General features: G+C 43.5%; 21 protein-coding genes and 1 tRNA gene. 11 read left to right on the top strand and 11 right to left on the bottom strand.

All coding sequences use genetic code 11. From position 1 onward, the window contains the following. Nucleotides 1–460: 460 nt before the first annotated feature. Nucleotides 461–551: transfer RNA gene (locus J5X94_RS10730), tRNA-Ser, on the bottom strand. A gap of 246 nt (nt 552–797) precedes the next feature. Here J5X94_RS10730 and J5X94_RS10725 point away from each other — a divergent pair. From J5X94_RS10725 to J5X94_RS10715, 3 genes are all read left to right on the top strand, one after another. Further along, a complete protein-coding gene (locus tag J5X94_RS10725; RefSeq protein ID WP_227679572.1) occupies nt 798–1,628 on the top strand; it encodes a DNA/RNA non-specific endonuclease in 831 nt (276 codons plus the stop codon). 128 nt (nt 1,629–1,756) lie between these two features. Next, a complete protein-coding gene (locus J5X94_RS10720; RefSeq protein WP_194620940.1) occupies nt 1,757–2,020 on the top strand; it encodes a hypothetical protein in 264 nt (87 codons plus the stop codon). A gap of 259 nt (nt 2,021–2,279) precedes the next feature. Then, the gene (locus J5X94_RS10715; RefSeq protein ID WP_210541244.1) at nt 2,280–2,663 is read left to right on the top strand and encodes a DUF2147 domain-containing protein; all 384 of its coding nucleotides are present in this window, start codon (nt 2,280–2,282) and stop codon (nt 2,661–2,663) included. A gap of 144 nt (nt 2,664–2,807) precedes the next feature. Here J5X94_RS10715 and J5X94_RS10710 read toward each other — a convergent pair whose 3' ends face one another. The 4 genes from J5X94_RS10710 to J5X94_RS10695 form a co-directional block, all read right to left on the bottom strand. Next, nucleotides 2,808–4,070, bottom strand: a complete 1,263-nt coding sequence (locus J5X94_RS10710; protein WP_010197982.1) for an ammonium transporter — start codon at nt 4,068–4,070, stop codon at nt 2,808–2,810. A gap of 77 nt (nt 4,071–4,147) precedes the next feature. After that, a complete protein-coding gene (locus J5X94_RS10705; RefSeq protein ID WP_010197981.1) occupies nt 4,148–4,486 on the bottom strand; it encodes a P-II family nitrogen regulator in 339 nt (112 codons plus the stop codon). A gap of 399 nt (nt 4,487–4,885) precedes the next feature. Further along, nucleotides 4,886–5,740, bottom strand: a complete 855-nt coding sequence (locus J5X94_RS10700) for a universal stress protein (protein WP_210541243.1) — start codon at nt 5,738–5,740, stop codon at nt 4,886–4,888. A 161-nt stretch (nt 5,741–5,901) separates the two neighbouring features. After that, nucleotides 5,902–7,401, bottom strand: coding sequence for a SulP family inorganic anion transporter (locus tag J5X94_RS10695; RefSeq protein ID WP_189585982.1), 1,500 nt, complete (start codon nt 7,399–7,401; stop codon nt 5,902–5,904). Nucleotides 7,402–8,057: 656 nt separating this feature from the next. Here J5X94_RS10695 and murD point away from each other — a divergent pair. Together murD and ftsW are read left to right on the top strand one after the other, a co-directional pair. Continuing rightward, the gene (murD, locus tag J5X94_RS10690; protein ID WP_210541242.1) at nt 8,058–9,473 is read left to right on the top strand and encodes a UDP-N-acetylmuramoyl-L-alanine--D-glutamate ligase; all 1,416 of its coding nucleotides are present in this window, start codon (nt 8,058–8,060) and stop codon (nt 9,471–9,473) included. A gap of 316 nt (nt 9,474–9,789) precedes the next feature. Next, nucleotides 9,790–10,986, top strand: a complete 1,197-nt coding sequence (gene ftsW / locus J5X94_RS10685; RefSeq protein WP_210541241.1) for a putative lipid II flippase FtsW — start codon at nt 9,790–9,792, stop codon at nt 10,984–10,986. Between the two features lie 50 nt (nt 10,987–11,036). On the opposite strand, the gene gluQRS is transcribed toward ftsW, so the two are convergent. The 6 genes from gluQRS to J5X94_RS10655 all read right to left on the bottom strand — a co-directional run bounded on the left by gluQRS (nt 11,037) and on the right by J5X94_RS10655 (nt 16,841). Continuing rightward, the gene (gluQRS, locus tag J5X94_RS10680; RefSeq protein WP_416346178.1) at nt 11,037–12,056 is read right to left on the bottom strand and encodes a tRNA glutamyl-Q(34) synthetase GluQRS; all 1,020 of its coding nucleotides are present in this window, start codon (nt 12,054–12,056) and stop codon (nt 11,037–11,039) included. Nucleotides 12,057–12,444: 388 nt separating this feature from the next. Further along, nucleotides 12,445–12,885, bottom strand: a complete 441-nt coding sequence (dksA, locus tag J5X94_RS10675) for an RNA polymerase-binding protein DksA (RefSeq protein WP_010197974.1) — start codon at nt 12,883–12,885, stop codon at nt 12,445–12,447. Nucleotides 12,886–13,351: 466 nt separating this feature from the next. After that, the gene (locus J5X94_RS10670; protein ID WP_210541240.1) at nt 13,352–14,200 is read right to left on the bottom strand and encodes a metallophosphoesterase; all 849 of its coding nucleotides are present in this window, start codon (nt 14,198–14,200) and stop codon (nt 13,352–13,354) included. 298 nt (nt 14,201–14,498) lie between these two features. Next, a complete protein-coding gene (locus J5X94_RS10665) occupies nt 14,499–15,317 on the bottom strand; it encodes a metal ABC transporter permease (RefSeq protein WP_210541239.1) in 819 nt (272 codons plus the stop codon). A gap of 76 nt (nt 15,318–15,393) precedes the next feature. Further along, complete coding sequence (locus tag J5X94_RS10660; RefSeq protein WP_227676210.1) at nt 15,394–16,191, bottom strand: metal ABC transporter ATP-binding protein; 798 nt, start codon at nt 16,189–16,191, stop codon at nt 15,394–15,396. A 110-nt stretch (nt 16,192–16,301) separates the two neighbouring features. Beyond that, nucleotides 16,302–16,841 carry a transcriptional repressor gene (locus J5X94_RS10655; RefSeq protein WP_210541238.1) on the bottom strand — a complete coding sequence of 180 codons (540 nt, stop codon included), beginning with the start codon at nt 16,839–16,841 and terminating at the stop codon, nt 16,302–16,304. A 118-nt stretch (nt 16,842–16,959) separates the two neighbouring features. On the opposite strand from J5X94_RS10655, the gene J5X94_RS10650 reads away from it, so the two are divergent. From J5X94_RS10650 to J5X94_RS10625, 6 genes are all read left to right on the top strand, one after another. Continuing rightward, nucleotides 16,960–17,844, top strand: coding sequence for a metal ABC transporter solute-binding protein, Zn/Mn family (locus J5X94_RS10650; RefSeq protein WP_210541237.1), 885 nt, complete (start codon nt 16,960–16,962; stop codon nt 17,842–17,844). 375 nt (nt 17,845–18,219) lie between these two features. Continuing rightward, nucleotides 18,220–18,618, top strand: coding sequence for an ATP synthase subunit I (locus J5X94_RS10645; protein WP_210541236.1), 399 nt, complete (start codon nt 18,220–18,222; stop codon nt 18,616–18,618). Between the two features lie 687 nt (nt 18,619–19,305). Then, entirely contained in the window at nt 19,306–20,175 is an 870-nt protein-coding gene (atpB, locus tag J5X94_RS10640) for a F0F1 ATP synthase subunit A (RefSeq protein ID WP_010197962.1), read from the top strand. 33 nt (nt 20,176–20,208) lie between these two features. Continuing rightward, on the top strand, nt 20,209–20,457 hold the full coding sequence (gene atpE, locus J5X94_RS10635; protein WP_010197960.1) for a F0F1 ATP synthase subunit C: 249 nt from the start codon (nt 20,209–20,211) through the stop codon (nt 20,455–20,457). Nucleotides 20,458–20,574: 117 nt separating this feature from the next. After that, nucleotides 20,575–21,045 (top strand): F0F1 ATP synthase subunit B, encoded by a 471-nt coding sequence (locus tag J5X94_RS10630; protein WP_010197957.1) that lies wholly within the window; start codon nt 20,575–20,577, stop codon nt 21,043–21,045. Nucleotides 21,046–21,058: 13 nt separating this feature from the next. Then, nucleotides 21,059–21,682, top strand: coding sequence for a F0F1 ATP synthase subunit delta (locus J5X94_RS10625; RefSeq protein WP_189586005.1), 624 nt, complete (start codon nt 21,059–21,061; stop codon nt 21,680–21,682). Nucleotides 21,683–21,714: the final 32 nt, after the last annotated feature.

The raw sequence follows: 21,714 nt of genomic DNA, 5'->3' as shown, positions 1-21,714 counted from the left end.
GTACTTTCACTCGCCTTCCTTGTATCCAAATTATACTGAACCGACTATAGCTTACGTAATTCAGTATACGCAACTTCCTTAGTTATAGGCTGTTTAGTATGCGTGCATATCAAGAGTTTATCGTGCTTGCATAACTGATTCAACATACCCTAACTATCTACCTAGCGATATACAGTATATATAATTCAAAAAAATATCAGGACGTATTGGGTTTGATCATTATCGTCAGGCTGCGTAACTAAAGTCTCTCAAGTTAATATTTACAGGATTAATAGCATAGGTTGACCAACGAATAGACCAACACAAGCCACGGGATAGGTGGGTGACGTTGGGTTGAATTGGGAAAGCAGCAGACATAAAAAAAACGCTAGACGCGTTATTTATAAAGGTTTTAAGAGGTATATAGGAGAGGGTAGTACAAGATAGAAAAACTAGGAGGCTTTCTTAAAATTGATAAGATTGGCGGTGAAGGAGGGATTCGAACCCTCGATACGCTATTAACGCATACACACTTTCCAGGCGTGCGGTTTCAGCCACTCACCCACTTCACCGTTTTGACATAGCAGACAATTTTGATTGATTAAAATAAAAAATAATCAGTTGTCCGTATATTTGAGACCGCCTAGTATAGCGGATAGCATTTAAAATGTCACGGCTTACGCCTTATCTTTCTTTATTCACAGACGCCTGCTACGATAGCGTATACGTAATAACAAGCATAGATGGTTGAAAGTTGAATGATAAGTGTCGGCAGGATCAAATACAGTGTCAAAAACAGCATCATAATGACTGTGATGATGGTAGTAAGCATAACCTCGGCGCATGCTGATGACTTCACCCAGTGTAGCCAGTCCTTTTATGGCAGTATCTATCCTGAATTTACCAATCCTAAGCTCAGTAACAAGACACAAGCGCTATGTATGGATGGTTTTGCCGTGATGTATTCGGGAGTATCACGTACGCCGCTGTGGTCGGCAGAGTATTTAGATCGCAAGCGTTTACAGCAAGCCAAAGAAATTGATCGTGAAGACAGTTTTCATGAAGAAAGCCGACTACCCACATCCGCACGTGCCTCATTGTCTGACTATTCAGGCTCAGGCTATGATCGCGGGCACTTAGCGCCCAATGCTGATATGGCGAATCGCAGTCAACAATATGATAGTTTTAGCTTGGCCAATATCGCTCCGCAATCGCCACGTAATAATCGCTATATTTGGCGCAATATCGAGTCAGCCACTCGTTACTTAACCCAGCAATATGGAGAAGTTTATACCATTACAGGGGTGGCATTTACCGGCAAAAAAACCAAGCAATTGGCTGACCGAGTGCTTGTTCCCAGTCATTTCTTTAAAGCAGTCTATATTCCTGCGATTAATCAAGCAGGGGTCTATTACGCACCAAATGATGAATCAGAGCGTATAGAAATTATCAGTGTCGATGAATTGGCGACCGAAATTGGCATCGATGTATTACCCGTACTGGATGCCAAAACCAAAGCGCAAGCGTTCGAGCTACCATTAAAGGCTGGCGAGAGTTCAGATTTGCCTGAGGCGACTGTTGAAGAACCTACTTGGATGCTTTTTGTCTGGGCGATTCTTGACTGGCTAATCACCCAATTGCAGGCGTAATGCTTCTACTATTAGCCTATTTAGTCGCTTTTATGCAGATTGAGGACACATTCTAGTGTCTGTATGTGACAGAAAGTACGAACTATTGAAAAATCACGTAAGATGCTGTTAATAGAAAGGAGACTCAAATGATTGACCCATTTGCCAATAATCATCAAAGTATGCAAATTGGTGAGCTAGTGATCGAAAACCAGCAAGATAAAATTATTATATATGGCGACATTGATTTGACCTTTGATGCCACTGGGCATCAGCAAGCACAACAGTTACATGATTTAACAAGTAAAATTTTACAAGCTTTTGAAAACAACAGTAAATACAATAATAATGATGACAAGTCAAAAGAAAAAGATGACCAGCTGGATAAAAATATCGACAATCCCTTCTTGTAACTGTTTGATATAGTTCTGATTTTATAGAAATAATAAACTATAAAAAAATTACTAGGCAAAAGCTTAAAATTGCTTATAATGGGTCAAGACATCGCTTATGTCGTTTAGAATTTTAATGAACAGCTTATTTATTGTTGCGCTAACCCACTACTAGTTAGTAGGAAATGGCACAGCTGGGAATGAAGTTTTAGCGAAGGATAAGCCTAGGAGAGTAGAAACATAACGTTTCGAATAATCATTGTATGAAGGGAGTCAGTCTATGAAATTATTTACAAAAACCACTTTAGCAGTTGCAGGTATCAGTTTAGCAAGCATGGCATTTGCCGCTGATCCTCTAGCCAACACGACTTGGCAGACCTATGATGAAGGTAAGCCAAAAGGTACGGTAAAAATCACTGAATCAAATGGTGTTTTGACAGGTACGCTGATTTCTACTAATTCAGCCAAAGGTAAGAAACACGTTGGCACGACTATCATCAAAGGTCTTAAAGCTGATGGTGGTGGTAAATATAGTGGTGGTACGATTACTGATCCTGAGAAAGGTAAAGATTATCGTATGACGGCACAACTAAGTGGTAGTACTTTGAAGCTAAAAGGTTATATCGGTCCATTCTCACGCAGTCAAGAGTGGAAAAAGAAATAATCTAATTCTAAAGAAACTAGATTATTAGATACTTTATAGAAAGCAATTTATATAGTACAAATTATACAGTATAAAAAATCCCGCATTACCGAAAGGTAGTGCGGGATTTCTTTGTACTGCAGTATTTTTCTAGATGTTAACCGATTATCTTACGAATTCTGGGTAAGCTTCCATACCGCACTCGGCGATATCACCACCTTCATATTCATCTTCTTCAGAGATACGTAGACCCATCACCACTTTAATGATTGACCAAACGATTAGACTGGCAACAAATACCCATATAAAGATGGTCGCTGCGCCTGCAATTTGACCTACGAACGATGCTGCTGGATTGGTAATAGGAACAATTAGTAGCCCAAAGAGACCAATTACACCATGTACCGAGATAGCACCTACTGGGTCATCGATTTTTATTTTATCTAAAGCGAGAATGGATAAAACAACGATAACACCTGCTATCAGACCAAACAGTGTGGCCTGCAGCGCAGAAGGAGTAGAAGGTTCTGCGGTAATCGCAACCAAACCTGCTAGCGCACCATTTAGGAGCATGGTTAAATCAGCCTTACCAAAGATAAGACGCGCTACTAACAATGCACCAATAGCACCGCCTGCTGCTGCGGCATTGGTATTCAAAAATACCATCGCGACAGAGTTGGCACTGGCGATATCACCGAGCTTGAGGACAGAACCACCGTTAAAGCCGAACCAACCCATCCACAATATGAGAGTACCAAGTGCTGCTAATGGCAGATTGGCACCAGGAATGGCACGTATTTCACCGTTAGGGCCATACTTACCTTTACGAGCACCTAATAATAATACCCCTGCTAATGCAGCCGCAGCACCTGCCATATGGACGATACCGGAACCAGCAAAATCAGAAAAGCCTAAGTCACCTAAGTTAAATAAACCAAAGACGTCTTTACCACCCCAAGTCCAGCTGCCTTCAACAGGATAGATAACACCAGTCATGACTACCGCGAAGAGGAGAAAAGCCCACAGCTTCATACGCTCAGCGACAGCGCCTGAGACGATTGACATACAGGTTGCGACGAATACCACTTGGAAGAAAAAGTCAGAAGCTGCAGAATAAACAGAATCACCACCAAAGCCATTTTCAGCTGAGGCTGCTAAAGCATCTGCTACCAAAGCCTCACCGCCTGCAATACCGCTTAGGAATAGATTGCCATCATACATAATGGCGTAGCCGCAGATCATGTACATGGTACAAGCGGTGGCAAATAGCGCGATATTTTTTGTTAGGATTTCGACGGTATTTTTTGAGCGTACCAGTCCTGCTTCTAACATGGTAAAGCCCGCTGCCATCCACATGACCAGCGCCCCACACATTAAAAAGTAAAACGTATCAAGTGCGTACTGGAGCTCAAAGATTTGATTTTGCATGTTAATTCCCCCTTGAATATATGCAATATAGATATCGGTATGTCCTATAAATCTGTGTTTATAGGTAAGTCTACGCGTTAGATAGCGTCAGGACCTGTCTCGCCCGTACGAATACGAATGACTTGCTCAAGAGCCGTCACAAATATTTTACCGTCACCGATCTTTCCAGTGCTAGCGATGCGAGTGATGGCTTCGATAGCAGGTTCAACCATCTCATCGATAACGGCCACTTCAACTTTTACTTTAGGTAAAAAGTCCACCACGTATTCTGCGCCGCGGTAGAGCTCCGTGTGACCTTTTTGGCGACCGAAACCTTTGACTTCAGTGACGGTAACACCTTTGACACCGATGTCAGAAAGCGCTTCACGTACATCATCGAGCTTAAACGGTTTTAAGATCGCAGTGATTAGCTTCATAAAAAATTCCTTATATGTGTGATGTCGCAGGTTGATATAGACATTGTGCTTCATCGTATGACTGCCATTCTTAACGTAAGTCATTCAAGAACTGTGCCAAACCTAATCAAGGGGGTAGCTAGGATTGAGCCAATTGGTTCAAAAATGCTTATGGTATTGACAAAAAATACGGCTTATAGGGGCACGATAATCGTCATTGTTGTCCATACAAGCAGAGTAGATCAACCTTTAACGTTGGAGTATCGAAAACTTTATTATAACCAACTTTTAAAGCGCTTGGGGAGGCTATCACTTTATTTCATGTGATGATTTGATAAAAGTGTATAGCAAATGAGTACTGAGTAAAAGTAGACAGGAGGGGCAGAGCACAATACTCTGCCCGCAAATTAAACGTTGGCGTTATACTTTAGGGAAGAGTAGGTATGGGGTTTTGGTACTGCCTAGTAGTTTTTTGGTGTCGCTGCCTTTGAGCAATTCATGCAAACGAGACTGACCAAAAGCGCCTGTCATCAGCAGACCAATATTGTGCTCATTTTGATAGTAGGTTAAGGCTGCTGTCACATCACGGCAGTCTAACAATGCCTTTTTGGATTTTATGCCAGCTTGCTTGAGACGGGCATAAGCTTCACGTAGTGCATCGCAGTTTTCCGAGTTGTCTTTACCGACCATAACAATATGAATGGTTAGGGCGCGAACAAGCGGCGTTTTGCACAACCAATTAAGCAGTTTATGAGAAGTTGCACAGTTGTCAAAAGCAAATAAAGCAGTCGTAGGGGTCAAAAATGGTGCATGAGTCACCAAAATGGGGCAGTGGCTTAAACGAATAAGCTGACTCAACGTTGCTTTGCAGGTCACATGATGACCAATAACAATCAATTGCGCCTTATTGTCGACATAATCGATACTTTGATTAAGATGTTCATGACGATGCAACGTATAAGTCTTTAATTTTTGGCGCTGCTGCTCGCAATAAGTTGTGGCTTGATGAAGTAACAGTTTGCCTTGCGCTTTTAGTTCACAATTACTCAAATGTTCTTTGGTGGTAAATTGATCTAATAAAGCACTTTCGTCATCGATATTGAGGCAGCCAGAATAATTGACCGCTGCTTTTTGTTGCAAGCTTGGTACTGAATGCAACAGACCGATAGGGGCTTGTAAACGAGGTGCTGCCCACATGCTCGCCTCTAGCACGGCTTGTACGTGATCAGGGCAGTCTAAGCAGGCAATTACGCTATCTGGCTTTAAATTACTCATAAGGCCACCACATCATCTAATAGTTAAATACCGTCAAGTGGGTCAACTCATCTGCGATGACCCTAAAGCTTGAACTGGTATACCAATATAATGGTTTGTCTACAAACCATGAATTAACGTCCGTTCGATAACGCAGGCATAGTGCTTGGTTATCTAACCATTTAATCCAACAAGCCAATGTCTCGGCGATCATGGATAGAGAAACGGTCAATCAACGTACGGCTTGCACTGTTGAGTCCTACCACTTTGACATCAATCCCTTCACGTTGCAAGCGCATGACCAGCTTGTCCAAGGTATCTACGGCACTGACGTCCCAAAAATGCGCTTGGCTGACATCGATATGAATGCTATCCAAAGCTTCTTTGGTGTCAAAACTATGCAAGAATTGCGTCGTTGAGGCAAAGAACACTTGGCCTTGGACGTAGTAGTAGCGCGTGTTACTACTATCGTCATACTCGCTAAATATCGTTAAGAATTGCCCGATTTTATTAGCAAACGCTAGCGCAGATAGCAGCACACCAACACCTACGCCATATGCTAGATTATGAGTAAAGATAGTGGTCAAAACGGTCGCTAGCATGACAATGTTAAATGACATCGGATGGGTCTTGAACTCGCGAATAGATTGCCAATTAAAAGTACCAATGGAGACCATAATCATCACAGCCACTAGTGCTGCCATCGGTATCAGACTGACCCATTCACTCAAAAACACCACCATAATGAGCAGTACCACACCTGCCATCAAGGTAGACAGACGCGTACGTCCGCCTGATTTGACGTTGATCATTGACTGACCAATCATCGCACAACCTGCCATACCACCAAAGAATCCTGATACCACGTTGGCAATACCTTGACCACGACACTCGCGGTTTTTATCGCTCGGCGTATCAGTTAATTCATCCACAATCGTCGCTGTCATCATAGATTCTAATAAACCAACGATGGCCAGCGCGATAGAATAAGGCGCAATGATTAAGAGCGTCGTTAAATTTAATGGAATATCTGGCAGCAAAAACACAGGTAGAGAATCAGGTAAATCACCCATGCTACCGACGTTACGAATATCGAGATTCATATACATCGCTACCGCGGTCAAGCCAACGATACAAATCAGCGGTGAAGGAATCACCCGACCAATTTTAGGAATAAGCGGAAACAGATAAATAATCGCTAAGCCCGCCGCAGTCATGATATAAACGGTCATCCCGACCTTCTCAGTCATAGGGTTAAGCTCAGGTAATTGAGCCATAAATATTAAAATCGCTAGCGCATTGACAAAGCCAATGACCACCGAGCGCGAGACAAAACGCATCAGATTGCCAAGCTTAAGAATACCCATGACGACCTGAATCGCCCCGCACAATAAGGTAGCAGCCAGCAAGTACTGCAAGCCATGATCAGCCACCAAATCTACCATCACTAGCGCCATCGCTCCTGTCGCTGCCGAAATCATACCCGGCCGACCACCGACGAAACTAATCACAACGGCGATGCAGAATGATGCATACAAACCAACTTTTGGATCGACGCCCGCGATAATAGAAAAAGCAATGGCTTCTGGAATCAAGGCCAGTGCAACCACCACCCCTGATAAAACGTCACCGCGAACATTGGAAAACCAGTCGTCACGTAAGCTATCAAAAAAAGATGTCATAAGTAAACTGCATAGAGTTAAAGGCAAAAAAAGTAATCATTACTCAGTGTTAAAATGATCGCGTTATTACAGGTCGTTATAATCAGTGCTACTAAACGTACTTTTATTATGCTGTTGCTTCATTATCAATCGATAATTAGCTAGCAGCACGCCCATCAATTTATTGACTGGTATCGCTAATACGCTCACCAATAGTCAATATGATGATAGTGCCTAAAATATAAGGCCTAAAATATAGTGTTTAAAATACAGTATCTAAAATAAAGTATAAGAACCGCCATGACGTACCGCGGTAAAAGGAGATAAATAATCTATCAGACAAAAGCGCATAAGTAGATCGAAGCCAGTGTCTGCCATCTCATTACCTCAATAGGGATCGTTGCGGAAGCAGCGTGACAATAGCGCGGTAAATGTGACAACATGCTAAACTAAAATGCTTAGGTGAAATATTTAGCCCAAATATCTGTTTAGGCCGATATTATAGCATTAGCTACTCAATATAAAAACAGCCGCATAATAGCACAAAGTCATAAAAAACCAGTACCGAAATCTGAACGATACCGTTATCATGCTCTTCATCTTAACAGTATCATTCAGACGGTCTAAACCACGTATATGCTTGATGCCATTTTGTTCGTCCAATAGAAGGAAGAGATATGACCACCCTTACCGCAACAGAAACCTTACTTCATAAAGGCAGTGGTCTACAAGTCGTGGTCGGTTTGGGACAGTCAGGGCTTTCAGTAGCGAACTATCTTACCAAGCAAGGCTACCATGTGGCTGTCACTGACAGTCAGCCGACGCCTGCCTTAGCAGAGCAACTACCAGCAGCCATTGATATTCGCCAATTTGGAGCGATAGATGCAGAATTATTGCAACAAGCGGCACGGATCATTATCAGCCCAGGTATTTCTCTAGATACCGACGCGGTTGCCGCCGCCCGTCGCGCCAACATTCCTGTGGTCAGTGATATTCAGCTGTTCTGCGAAGCCTGTACCGTACCTATCGTTGCTATTACGGGCTCCAATGCCAAAAGCACGGTGACGACTTTGGTCGGACAGATGGCGGCGGATGCCGGTATCAATGTGGGCGTCGGTGGTAATATCGGCGTGCCAGCCCTTAATCTACTTGCCAATCCTGATATGCAATTGGCCGTACTTGAGCTGTCAAGCTTCCAGCTAGAGACCGTGACCAATTTAGGTGCGCAAGTGGCAACTGTTCTTAATATGTCACCCGATCATTTAGATCGCCATGGTGATATGCTGGGCTATCATCAAGCCAAGCATCGTATCTTTCAAGGTGCCAAATCGGTGGTGATCAATCGTGAAGATGCGCTGACTCGACCGTTGGTGGCGGATAATTTGCCACGGCTGAGCACAGGTATCCATGCTCCTGATAAAGGCCACTATGGTCTCATCACTGATCCAGAAGGACAGATCTATCTTGCACGCGGGACCGAGCGGTTACTATCAGCGGACAAACTACAGATTAAAGGGCGTCACAATTTGCTCAATGCGCAAGCGGCTTTGGCACTAGGTGAGCTTGCTGGCTTACCACTAGATAGCATGCTAAACACCCTGCAACAGTTCACAGGTCTCGAGCATCGCTGCCAATACGTCGCCACTGCGGCAAGCCTTGATTATTTCAACGATTCAAAAGGCACCAATATTGGCTCGACCATGGCGGCTATCGAAGGATTAGGCGCGGTCTATGCACCAAAAGACGGTAAGCTGTTGTTAATCTTAGGCGGACAGGGTAAAGGTCAAAAATTCGGTGAATTGACGCCTTTTATCAATAAATACGTCAGCCAAGTACTATTTATTGGTGAGGACGCTAAGCAGATTGAACAGCATCTACGTGCAACAAAATTAAGTGATGAAGTGGCGCTGCATCAATGCCAAACGTTAGAAAATGCATTTGCCACCATTCAACAAGTCACCACAAGTAGCTTGTCACAAGTGCAAGCCGTGTTATTATCGCCAGCCTGTGCCAGCTTTGATCAATTTAGTGGTTATGCGGCTCGTGGTGAGCATTTTAGCCAGCTGGTCAGCCAGCTTGCGACAGATATTTAAATAGCATTAGCTAAATATTGGGCAATTACACAGCAATACAAACACAGCAGTGTGTAGCCAATCGCATTTTGTGGATAAATGATTGTTTTGCTTATAGATTACTGCTACTGTCAATAATCAGTCAGGCAGTTTGCTGACTTTATTATTAGAACAGTGATAATGGATACAATAATCCTAGGATAGCTGCCAAATCAGGCGTTATTCTTCTAGTATTGACGGGCTATTATGGTCCGTGTGGTACGATCTACTTTATATTTTTTATACGGTGGCGTTGCATAAACGCCGTGTTTTTTCGTTTGTTAGTGTATATAAAATTATGGCGCTCTCTTCTCTTTTTCGTTCGTCTCCCCAATCGCAGCAAGCCTCTAGCTCAGATGGCATTCTCTCTATGCCGTCAGCGCGCGCAATTTTATTAGCGAGTGTCGGCTGTATGCTGGTGCTCAGTCTACTGATGGTCGCTTCTGCTTCTATTCCCTTCGCGCTCAGTCGCGGCATGACGGAGCTATATTTTTTTAGAAATCAGCTACTCTATATGGGAATTGGACTAATCGCTGCTGCTTTTCCTTATTACTTAGTATCCTTACGAACCTTATATAAGACAGAGACTCAGTTTCTCCTGTTAGCCATTACGGGGGGCTTGCTGGTTTTAACTCTATTTGGCACGCCGATTAATGGCTCTAAGCGCTGGTTAAATCTAGGGTTTTTGAACTTTCAGGTTGCAGAATTGGCCAAACTGGTCATGATTGTATTCGTGTCTGATTTTGTCGTGCGTCGATCTTTTGAGGTTCGTAATGGCTGGGATGGCTTTTTACGGATATTTTTAGTGGTCGGTATGATCACGCTGTTATTGTTATTACAGCCAGATTTTGGCTCTTTGGTGGTCATTGTTGGCACCGTTTTTGCGATATTTTATATCGCTGGCGCACCTTACAAGCAGTTCTTGGCATTGGGCGGCTTGGTGGCTGGATTGGCAGTACTGGCAGTGACCTTGGTGCAATATCGCTTGGTACGTGTGATGTCGTTTTTGGATCCTTTTGACGATGTGCAAGACACCGATTATCAGCTGGCACGCAGTTTGATTGCCTTTGGTCGTGGTCAGTTCACCGGCGTCGGTTATGGTGAAAGCGTACAAAAACTGTCACATTTACCTGAAGCGCATACGGATTTTTTATTAGCCATTACGGGTGAAGAGCTGGGTTTTGTGGGGGTCGCAGTGGTATTGCTGCTCGAGGCGCTCATCATTGGCAGTGCCATGCGTATCAGTTATAACGCGCTCAAGCGTCGCCAGATGCGTATGAGCTATACCGCTTTTGGTATCGGTGTGGTGTTTATCGCGCAAACGATTATCAATGCGGCGATGAATATGGGTGCCATTCCGACCAAAGGTTTGACCATGCCATTCTTTAGTTACGGTGGCTCATCCATGCTCATCAGCTTAGTGATGGTTGCCTTGCTGCTAAAGATTTATAAAGAAAGCCCTGAGATTGAAAAAAGCCAGTGCCGTTATTATTAGCAGGTGTTAATTTGTAGAAAAGCGTCGCCAGCAGCGGCGCTTTTTGTTTTTTAATAATTGGGCAGATTAAGCGCGCTCTTGCCTTTTAACGGGGTATTATCCCATTGTGCAATTGCTTGCGCTAACATACGGGTTGGCGTATCTCTATCGACCTCTGGTTGCTGTAATAGCTGCAAAGCGTCGGCGATAAGCTTACTTGGATCGCGAGTATCAATCGGTTGGGCAAGGTTCTGCTTGGAGAGCTTTTGCCCATCAGGATTGCATATCAAGGGCAGATGATACCAGTGGTCGATAGCTGGTAAGTTAGCCGCCTGCATGATACTAATCTGAGCAGTGGTCATGGGTAAAATGTCCAAGCCACGCATAATATGAGTGACTTGTTGTAGCCCATCATCGAGGCTGGCGGCTAAGATATAATTGATCATGCCGTCTTGGCGTCGAACCACCATATCCCCTAAGGTTTGTTGTGGATTATCCCACTGCAACCCTTGAATACCATCGCTAAACCCGATTTTATGGTCTGGCAGTTGTATGCGCAGCTTGTGTTGTTGACGATCGAGATTGGCATTGAGGCAGCAGCGCGGGTAGCGTTGTCTATTGGGCAGCAGTTGCTTAATATCCGTAGCATTCAAACCTGCTGGTAAAGGCTCTAAAGTTTGAGTCGTCGAGGATGTCTGTGCTTGCTGAGACCAGTAGCGCTCTAAGTCCTTACGTGAGCACTGACAACCATAAGTCAGTGGCAGCAGGGCTGACGACAAATAGTCATTATAGATATCAATACGCTCAGACTGATAAATGACATCGCCGTCCCACTGTAGCCCGAGCACTTCTAAATCTATAAGAATCTGCTCAGTGAATTGTCTGTCACAGCGTTCCGTGTCGGTATCTTCGATACGCAGCAGCCATTTGCCACCGAGCGACTTGATATGGCAAAAGCTGGCAAGCGCAGTGGTCAAGGAGCCAAGATGCAGCTCACCTGTGGGTGAAGGCGCAAAGCGACCGATAGGAGGTGATAATGGCTGCTGATGGAGAATAGGAATATGGGCAGTTTGCAAAGTAGGGGTTATCAAAGTAATGACTATCAATGTAGGAGGATATGGCTAGAATAAAGAAGATCGGAGTAAAAAGATATTTATTAAATACGCTTGTTTTGTTAGGACGTGTCTTCATTTTAAGAATGCTGATAAAAATGAGATAAATTGCCATCAAACAAGAAAAATAGCGCAGTCAGTGAAAAGTAATATCGATACATCAAGCACTGTTGATATCAATTTTTCTTGCTTGCTGTGTCTGTGCAGACAGAGACTACAAAAAATTTATATCAGTCATGCTGTCTCTTTTTTATATTGAACTGACTATGGAACAAGATCTATAAAACGCAACGAGCGACCAATAAATGGTCGCTCGTTATTATAAGACACTCAGTACTCATTTAAATGCGCTAGCATAAGAGAGCGTTTAGGTATGACCTTGGTTTTGACGCTCTTTGATCTCAGATAACGTCTTGCAGTCGATACATTGAGTTGCTGTTGGACGTGCTTCAAGACGACGCAAGCCAATCTCTACCCCGCAAGTTTCACAAAATCCATAATCATCATTGTCAATTTCTGCCATAGACTTATCGATTTTGCGAATGAGTTTACGCTCACGGTCACGCGTACGCAACGTCAGGGCAAACTCTTCTTCTTGAGTGGCGCGGTCATTAATATCCGGCATGGCGCTAGACTCATCTTGGATATAAGTCTTGGTGCGATCTGCTTCGCCAATCAGTTGCTGTTTCCAATCCAACAAAATAGCCTTAAAATGCTCTAACTGCGCATCAGACATATACTCTTCGTCTTTGGCAGGCACATAAGGAGTAAACTTAACATCACTCGGATTCGTGGTCACGGTGCTCATATGGGTATCCTACTTTTTCAAATTAATTCAATAAAACGACATATCAAAAGACAAGACGTTATAAGTTTAACAAACGCGATAAGTTGTCCCTTTATAAAACGTTTTACCACTTGGTAACACAAGTAACACAGCTGAACTCATCGTACGGTTATATTGATATATTTATATCAATGGTCAGGTATATTGTTATGCATATTTTTATTTAAATGGCTGGGCCTAAATAATGCGACAAATGACTGACTGTGAAAACTTAGCTTGTGGTCAATGTAGCCATCCTAGCTATTATAATTTTGCTTGCGATTAGACGCGTTACCATCCTAACGCGATTTGGTTTTATCAGTATCGTTATTCACTTATCATAAAGCAAAGTTTGATTTTGCCAACCATATGGACGAAATTTTTTGTATTAAATCAAACATATGGACAAAGACAATTACAGTGTTATTGACACCGATAAAACTGGGCATCAAGTATCCAACCTTTTAACCCAGCTTGCAACCTCTCCATTGTTGGCTAATTGCAACCAGCGATAACCGGGGCGCGCGTTTTCATCGTAAGCAAAGTCATCTCTATAAGGCTTAAATTGATAGCAAGTCGAGGGCGTGCTATAAACGCTGACCCCTTGACGGTGGCGCACTTGTGCTTGATGGGTATGACCGCTAATGATTACTTTTAATTGCTCAAACGGTGCCATATGCTGCCAGAAAGCCTCGGTATTCTTTGCCATATGAGTATCGATCCAGTCAGACTCTATCGGTATAACGTGGTGATGCAAGGCAATGAGCGCAGGCTTACTGCATTCTTGCAACTGCACACATAACCAGTCAATATCGGTTGTTGTCACTTCTCCTGCCACCTGCCCAGAAATAGAGGAATCCAGTAATAGCAGCTGCCAATATTCCGTTTCAATAACGTGTCGACTTAGCAAACGCATATCCATCGGCTGGGCGACGAGTTCCCGCTCAAAAAAAGGTAAATCGCTACCAATCTCATCAGTGACATCATGATTGCCAGCAATACAGGCAAAAGGAATATCAGTCGCTTGTAATACCTCAAAAATATGGTCGTAGATAGCTGGCTTTACTTTATTCACCAAGTCGCCCGTCACCACGATCAGGTCACAGCGGATGTCTTCATTTAATGCTTGTTCGATGACTTTTTCAAAGCTATGCTGACAGACAGATATATCGGAATTATTGTCAATGTCGTCATTAGCTGGGGCAGAGGTGGGCGTTGATAAGTGCAAATCAGTGATCTGCAACACGTTTAGCTGTTCATCTGGCGTGCTGATGTTATTGGCAGGATAGCTTAGCATTGGGTCAGTCCCTTATCGAATCAAAACAAGTATTGCTATTAAAACGAATATGGATAAATCGATCACTTTTAGTTACGGGGTTTTATGGCGCATTTCTCCCATCCTTTATGGAAGATGTTGCCGCTTATAGCCCTACACTTACAAAACGAGCGATATGCAGCATTCTACTAACTATTACATTGATAGCATTAAGGAAAGTTTATATCATAAAGTGAATGAAAGCTCTAGCAATATTGATGAAATAAAGTTGGACAAAGGAATAATGAAAGGTCTCTACGTAACAATAAAGATGGCATAACTAACGGCGCATCGTCCAAAATTTTGCCGTTAGCACTTTTGATAAAATCAGCGCTGCAAAAAATAAAATAGCCAATACCAGTACGATAGATAGTCCAGTCTGAATATCCAGCCAAATACTGCCCCAAACACCTAAGGTAACCCCAAGCTGAGCGATAAGCAGCGCGATAATCACCATTTGTTTTGGCGAGGCTGACCATAGACGTGCTGTTAAAGCCGGTAGCACCAGCAAGCCACTGATTAATAAGCTACCCACTGCTTGTAGAGCAATGGCACAAAACCCTGCCAATAACCCCATAAAAAACAGCCGCTGCCGTGTTGGGTTGACGCCTTGAATCCGTGCTAACGCTTCGTGAGTGGCAAGCTTAATTTGTGCGGGCCAAATATATGCGAGCAATACCAGTCCCGCCAGCACACTACCGCCTATTAATGGCAAGTCTGCCCAATCAAGCTCGAGCAAATTACCAAACAAAAACCCCAACACGTTGGCTTGCTGATCGGTCAGCTGGGTCAGCGCTAACAGCCCCAAACATAGCAGAGACACTGCAACCACCGCCAGTACGGAATCGACGGGCAAACGCTCATCATCTATGAGCACTAAACCCAATACCACTATCACACTAACCAATGCAATACCAATGCCCATGGGCAGTTGCCACCACACAGCCAAGGCAACGCCTAACAGCGTGCCATGCGCCAAGGCATCGGCAAAAAATGCCATGCGTCGCCACAATACCAAACACCCTAGGGGCGCTGATAGCAATGCTAAAATACTGCCAGCAATCCAAGCAGGCGCAATAATGGCTAACCAAGCACTCATATCATGTATCCAATAAACGGTTTATAAAATAAAGGTCGTAAAGCATTTTTTCGCTTTAGTCGTTTGGTTATGATGATTACAACTCGCTTGGCGCGTGATGTTCACAGGCGTGCGGCTGATGGACATAAGGCTGCTCGTAATGATGACCAAACAGCTTTTGAAACTCACTACTAATGGCAAGCTCGCTTGGTTGTCCCTCGCAGCAAATATGCTTATTCAGACAAATGACCCGTCGGCTGCCTTTCATCACCCAATGCAAATCGTGTGACACTACTAGCATGGCACAGCGTAAGAAGTCCGGCAGCTCATCAATAAACTGATAGAGCCAAACCTCGGTATCAGGGTCAAGTCCTTGCATCGGCTCATCTAGAATCAATAAATTAGGCTTATCTAACAAGGCACGCGCCAATAGAACTCGCTGCGTTTCACCACCTGACAGGTGCAGCATTTGCCGTGATAGCAGGTGCGTCAACGATAAATTATCAAAGATAAACTGGCGTTGCTCAGCCGTTAAACGTTTCTTATCTGCTTGCGCCAATAAGTCGCAGACTCGTAATGGCAATATTGGCGGTACCGCAAAGCGCTGCGGCACATAGCCAAGCTGTAACTTATGATGGGGCGTCATTTGCCCTTTAGTTGGCTCAATCAACCCTAAAATAAGCTTAACCAACGTCGATTTACCAGCGCCATTTGGCCCAATAAGACTGACTGTCTCGTTAACGGCAATATCGATATTAATATGTGATAACAAGCGTTGCGAACCAATGTCATAGCTGATATCGCTTAAGCTCAGCAGCTGGCTAGCTTGGTTGGTCTTATTATCCAGACTGATAGAGGCAGACGATTGCTCTGATGGTGAAATGGGCAGGCTCATAGGCTAGTGACTAATATATTGGTAAATGATAAATGGCTGAGTACTTAATGCTAAATACTGAATAATAAGTACCTAGATCAGTACTTAATAAAGAAAAAATACAGCAAGCTTTATTGGCACGCTTGGCAACGACCACTGAGCTCAATGACACTACGAGCCACAATAAAGCCGACATCTTGCTCCGCAAAGCTCATCATTTCTTGTACCGGTAAGCTGCTACATTCTTGCACTCGCTGGCATTGATCGCAAATTAAAAATGCGGCGGTATGCTGGGCGCGTGGGTGACAGCAGGGCACATAAGCATTGATAGAGGTTAATTGATGTATCAAGCCTTCGCCCAACAAAAACTCCAAACTGCGATAAACCGTTGGTGGCGCGACATTCTTTGGCGTCTGCTGATTGGTCGGCGCAGAATCTTGTGCATCCGGTTCTGACAAGCGCATTTGCTGCAATTGTGTGATCAAGTCGTAGGCACCAACGGGCTTATTGGCGGCCAATACTAACTGATATATCTGCTGCCGCAATGGCGTGAAGCGTACACCACTTATGCGGCATTGTTCTTTTGCCGCCGTCAAGCGCTCGGTTACATCATGCGCGGTAAAATGTTGCACATCGTGCAAATGTTCGCATGTCGATGAAGTAGTGGACATAGGACAAACTCCTAAAAAATATGACGCCTTTTTATGATGGCGTTTTTTATTGTTATAGTATAACATAATGAAATGAAAAACAGGTATGCTGCCTCAACTTAATATTAAAGAGCCTATTATGAATTCATTTTTCAGCCATTCTTTACGCTCGATCATTGTACTACAGCGACTGCTCATTACTGGGATAGTCGCGTTAAGCTGTCTGACGTTGAGCGCCCAAGCCGCTACCGTTAGCGTGAGTAATTATCCATTATTCTTGTTGAGTCAAGCCGTGACTGAAGGTGCGCCGCCTGCCAAGCAATTATTGCAAGCAGGGGAGGTGGGGCATCACGGTAGTATTAGTCCGGGCGATATAAAAGCCATTCAAGACAGTAAGTTTGTGGTATGGTTTGGCGAGCCATTAGAAAACAATTTGGCCGCCAGTCTCAATAGCGCGCCCAATGCCATTGCTTTATTCAAGTTTGATGCGTTCAACCGCCATCCACTACGCGATGTCAAAGGCGAAGCTATCACTGGCACGCTAGATCCGCATATTTGGCTCGATCCTGAAAATGCCAAAGCCATCACCCGTGCGCTTGCCGTGATTCATAGCCATGCAAATCCACAATATAAAGCTCTCTATCAAGCCAATGCACAAAAATTTGCCAAGCGACTGGATAAAGAAGTGCTGGCTATAAAGCAGAGTACAGCGACAAAAGCATTGCCTTATTGGGCGTATCACGATGCCTATCAGTATATGGAGGACAGCTTAAAGCTACAGCTCGTTGGCAGTCTAAGCACCGATCACCACTTAGCACCAAAAGCCAGTCAGTTACGCTGGCTAAATGAGAAGCGTCCTGCCAAGCAAATGTGTTTGGTTAGTCCAAGTGCGCCAGCTAAAGGGTTGCTCGCTAAGCTACAACCTGTGAAGAGTACCGTGCAAGCTGAAGACATGAGCACCAGTAAAGACTTCGTTAGTGGCTGGCAGAGTATGGCGCAGCAAATCCGCCAATGTATCGCATAGCCATTTTTAGTTACTTACTCACTTTTGTTAAGATTAAAGGCATGCCCTAGCATAAAACGTTATTTAAAAGGGTCTTAGCACTCGATAGCATTATCAAATTGTCGAGCGCCAAGACCTTTATTTTATAAGATATTAGCTAGGCTTTACTAAGTTTTTAGAGGGAGCGTTAGCGCTAAACAATCAAATGCTTGATAAGGCGCATATTTTACTTGCTAATCGCGCGCGCGCTCCCTATAATAAGTGGCGTTTTATTTTGGTTAAAAAGCAACGTCTGTATAGTGACTTTTCATGGATAAAATGGTCATGAATAAACTGGTCACGGATAAAATCGTGGCAAATATGCGACATTATCCCAATACTATAGGATAGCTGCTGATGACCAAGCCTGCTAAACGCACGCAAAAAGATGAGATTGGCATCTACCTGAAACGCCAAGCATGGATTTTATTTATCCTGATTATTATCAGCTGGGTAGTAGATGTGACTTGGCTAGACAGTGGGCTGATAGTAGCAAAAAGTACCGCGATCGGTGCGCTACTTAGTTTCGCCACACAAGCCGTCTTTGCAAATTTTATCTTTTGGCATACTGGATATCGCGCGCGCCGACACATCGTCAGCCAGCTATATCGAGGTCAGATGGTCAAATGGCTACTGACAGTGTTTGGTTTCGCACTAATTTTTATTACCGTACAACCCCTATCAGCGCCTGCGTTGTTCATCGGTTTTATGGTAATGCAAATTAGTCACAGTTGGATGTTGTGGCACATACGCTAGCACTCTTTACGATCAGTATTGAAGTGAGTAAGTATCTATTAGCGTTAGATAAGTCATCCTGCCGTCCAACTTCTCTATGGCTAGCTTCACAAAGCCAAAAGAATGACAAATAACTGATTTGACGTTAAGGTATGGACTTATAAGTTACTGCTATAAGTCGTTGAAATTAGCGTAAAAAGTAAAAATAGTCTTATAGATAAGATATAGTTTGGTTAATTGCCATCACTTATAATTTTATTTTTACAATTTCACGAATGATGCAAACCCATGCCACTAAAGGTCAATAGCCGCTAACTTGTTCATACAGCGGATAAAAAAGTCATAATAGACTTTACACGAATACAACGCTGCATTAATATAGGCAGCTAACTGCTTTGTTTTTGGACGCTATATTAAGCGTTTGCCTAAAAAGGCAGGTATGAGCAGACACCTATTCGATATAAACATTAAAGGGCTATTAATGAATAATCATAAGCCCTTTTTTGATAGCTAAAATTTATACTAAGCTAGGTATATAGCACTAGTAAATAGAACTATGGGTTGGATGTTGTTGGTTACATGAGCGCCTTGGTTGGTTTTATCTCCTTACGTGAGACACGTGGGAAAAAGACCCACCAATCGCCTCATCAGATGACAACCGTATTTTTGGTAGTTGATTAAATCGTTGATTAATAAGAAGCTTACATTATGGCATCCGAGCAACAAACATCATCAGAATATATCTCTCACCACTTAACGAATTGGACGTACGGCTATTTGCCGGGCGAAGGCTGGAAAGTTGCCTATACTGCTGAAGAAGCAGGGCTTATGGGCTTTAAAGCTATCCATCTTGATTCTATGCTTTGGTCAGTTGGCCTGGGTATCTTATTTTGCACCATCTTTTGGATGGTTGCCAAAAAAGTCACTTCAGGCGTACCAAGCAAAACTCAGGCAGCAGTTGAGTTGATCGTTGAGTTTGTTGATAACAACGTTCGTGATTCGTATAGTGGTACCTCAAAACTGATTGCGCCACTGGCGTTGACTATTTTTGTGTGGATCTTCTTGATGAACTTGATGGATTTATTGCCTATCGACTTTATTCCAAGTCTTGCGGGGCAAGTTGGCGCCATGATGGGTCATGATCCACATCACGTATTCTTCAAGATTGTGCCAACGACTGATCCTAACATCACGCTTGGCATGTCATTTTCTGTCTTTGCGCTGATTATCTTTTATAGCATTAAAGAAAAAGGGTTGGGTGGTTTTGTCGGTGAGTTAACGCTCCATCCGTTTAGTGCCAAAAACCCAATCATGCAAGCCATTTTGATTCCCATTAACTTTATTCTAGAAGCAGTTACCTTGATTGCAAAGCCTGTATCACTTGGCTTGCGTCTATTCGGTAACATGTATGCTGGGGAATTGATTTTCATACTGATTGCCCTGATGCCGTTTTGGATTCAATGGGCGTTATCAGTACCGTGGGCGATCTTCCACATCTTAATTATTACACTTCAAGCGTTCGTATTTATGATGCTAACGATAGTTTACATGTCGCTTGCATCATCAACTGAACATTAATTAGACATTCAATAGGTAAATGAGGATACATCAATGGATCCAGTATTAGGTGGTTACACAGTTATAGCAGTAGCGCTACTTATCGGTCTTGGCGCACTTGGCACAGGTATTGGTTTTGCTATTCTAGGCGGCAAATTCTTAGAAGGTGTTGCGCGTCAGCCAGAACTTGGCTCACAATTGCAAACTCGTATGTTCATCGTAGCAGGTCTTCTTGATGCTATTCCGATGATCGGTGTTGGTATTGCTATGCTATTGTTATTCGCTAACCCTCTAGCAGGTTAATCAGAAAGCTCAGTTGTAAATGTTTGGTAGTCAAAGTTTGTATCTTAACCATAGCCAAAGTTTGGCTATCAAATATGATCAATGAAACTGATTTTTCATTAACAAAGAGGTGATCACGTGAATATCAATTCTACCCTCATCGGTCAAGCCATTGCTTTTGCAATCTTTGTGATGTTCTGCATGAAATTCGTGTGGCCACCACTTATCGGTGCCATCAATGAGCGTCAGCGTAAAATTGCTGAAGGCTTGAATGCCGCAGAAAAAGCAAAAGCAGATCTGGCGACCGCGGAGCAAGATGTCCAGCAGGAGCTTAATCTTGCAAAGACCAAAGCTGCTGCTCTAATCGAGCAAGCGAACAAGAGCGCCAACCAGCTTGTCGAAGATGCCAAAACGCAAGCCCAAGCGGAAGGCGAGCGCATTCGTCAACAAGCGCAAGCATCTATCGACCAAGAAATCAATCAAGCGCGTGAATCATTGCGTGCCCAAGTTGCTGAACTGGCTGTGCTTGGTGCAGAAAAGATTTTGCAAGACAAAGTCGATGTGCAAAAACATGCCAGTATGTTAGACCAACTGGCGGCGAAGCTGTAATTGTGAGGATATAATGGCTGACTTATCAACCTTAGCACGACCGTACGCTAAAGCCGCGTTTGACTATGCCAATGAAAACGGGGTAGTAAATGAGTGGGAAAACTTCTTATTTATTGCCAGTAACATTGTCAATGACAAGTCGTTCAGTACTTGGCTAGACAATCCAGCTGTTTCTGCTGAGCATAAGTCAGCTGCTTTGATCGATCTTTATGATACACAAGTAGCTAGCGCTGATGATTCTGCTTTTAAGCAGTTATTAGGTGAGGCCCAAGGGGCTCGCCCAGACAACAACGCCAGCTATCCAAAAGTATCAGTGGCACTTAGTAACTTCGTTAATCAGTTATCAGAACAAGAGCGTCTGGCGCTGCTTCCTGAAGTTTATGCGCATTATCGCCGTCATAAGGCAACCAGCTTAAAGCAGCTTGATGCCTACGTGACCTCCGCCTATCCATTGACCGATGCACAGCGTGATATGCTCCAAACACGTCTTGCTGCTTCGCTAAATGCTAGTGTGGTGATTCATGAGTCGGTTGATCCTAGTCTTTTGGCTGGCGCTACGATCAAAGTCGGTGACAAAATCATTGATGATTCGATGCGCGGCAAGTTACAACAGTTAAAAACACAGCTAACTGCCTAATGCCATTCATCAACGTAGATATATAAAAACTG

Source organism: Psychrobacter sp. K31L, assembly GCF_017942195.1.
Classification (GTDB): Bacteria; Pseudomonadota; Gammaproteobacteria; order Pseudomonadales; family Moraxellaceae; genus Psychrobacter; species Psychrobacter glaciei.
This window is presented reverse-complemented; position numbering and strand designations above follow the sequence as displayed.

What these genes read in the sequence shown, in the direction of transcription:
- J5X94_RS10725 (WP_227679572.1), top strand. Translation starts at nt 798, where the DNA reads ATGGTAGTAAGCATAACCTCGGCGCATGCTGATGACTTCACCCAGTGT.
- J5X94_RS10720 (WP_194620940.1), top strand. Translation starts at nt 1,757, where the DNA reads ATGATTGACCCATTTGCCAATAATCATCAAAGTATGCAAATTGGTGAG.
- J5X94_RS10715 (WP_210541244.1), top strand. Translation starts at nt 2,280, where the DNA reads ATGAAATTATTTACAAAAACCACTTTAGCAGTTGCAGGTATCAGTTTA.
- J5X94_RS10710 (WP_010197982.1), bottom strand. Translation starts at nt 4,070, where the DNA reads ATGCAAAATCAAATCTTTGAGCTCCAGTACGCACTTGATACGTTTTAC.
- J5X94_RS10705 (WP_010197981.1), bottom strand. Translation starts at nt 4,486, where the DNA reads ATGAAGCTAATCACTGCGATCTTAAAACCGTTTAAGCTCGATGATGTA.
- J5X94_RS10700 (WP_210541243.1), bottom strand. Translation starts at nt 5,740, where the DNA reads ATGAGTAATTTAAAGCCAGATAGCGTAATTGCCTGCTTAGACTGCCCT.
- J5X94_RS10695 (WP_189585982.1), bottom strand. Translation starts at nt 7,401, where the DNA reads ATGACATCTTTTTTTGATAGCTTACGTGACGACTGGTTTTCCAATGTT.
- murD (WP_210541242.1), top strand. Translation starts at nt 8,058, where the DNA reads ATGACCACCCTTACCGCAACAGAAACCTTACTTCATAAAGGCAGTGGT.
- ftsW (WP_210541241.1), top strand. Translation starts at nt 9,790, where the DNA reads ATGGCGCTCTCTTCTCTTTTTCGTTCGTCTCCCCAATCGCAGCAAGCC.
- dksA (WP_010197974.1), bottom strand. Translation starts at nt 12,885, where the DNA reads ATGAGCACCGTGACCACGAATCCGAGTGATGTTAAGTTTACTCCTTAT.
- J5X94_RS10670 (WP_210541240.1), bottom strand. Translation starts at nt 14,200, where the DNA reads ATGCTAAGCTATCCTGCCAATAACATCAGCACGCCAGATGAACAGCTA.
- J5X94_RS10665 (WP_210541239.1), bottom strand. Translation starts at nt 15,317, where the DNA reads ATGAGTGCTTGGTTAGCCATTATTGCGCCTGCTTGGATTGCTGGCAGT.
- J5X94_RS10660 (WP_227676210.1), bottom strand. Translation starts at nt 16,191, where the DNA reads ATGAGCCTGCCCATTTCACCATCAGAGCAATCGTCTGCCTCTATCAGT.
- J5X94_RS10655 (WP_210541238.1), bottom strand. Translation starts at nt 16,841, where the DNA reads ATGTCCACTACTTCATCGACATGCGAACATTTGCACGATGTGCAACAT.
- J5X94_RS10650 (WP_210541237.1), top strand. Translation starts at nt 16,960, where the DNA reads ATGAATTCATTTTTCAGCCATTCTTTACGCTCGATCATTGTACTACAG.
- J5X94_RS10645 (WP_210541236.1), top strand. Translation starts at nt 18,220, where the DNA reads ATGACCAAGCCTGCTAAACGCACGCAAAAAGATGAGATTGGCATCTAC.
- atpB (WP_010197962.1), top strand. Translation starts at nt 19,306, where the DNA reads ATGGCATCCGAGCAACAAACATCATCAGAATATATCTCTCACCACTTA.
- atpE (WP_010197960.1), top strand. Translation starts at nt 20,209, where the DNA reads ATGGATCCAGTATTAGGTGGTTACACAGTTATAGCAGTAGCGCTACTT.
- J5X94_RS10625 (WP_189586005.1), top strand. Translation starts at nt 21,059, where the DNA reads ATGGCTGACTTATCAACCTTAGCACGACCGTACGCTAAAGCCGCGTTT.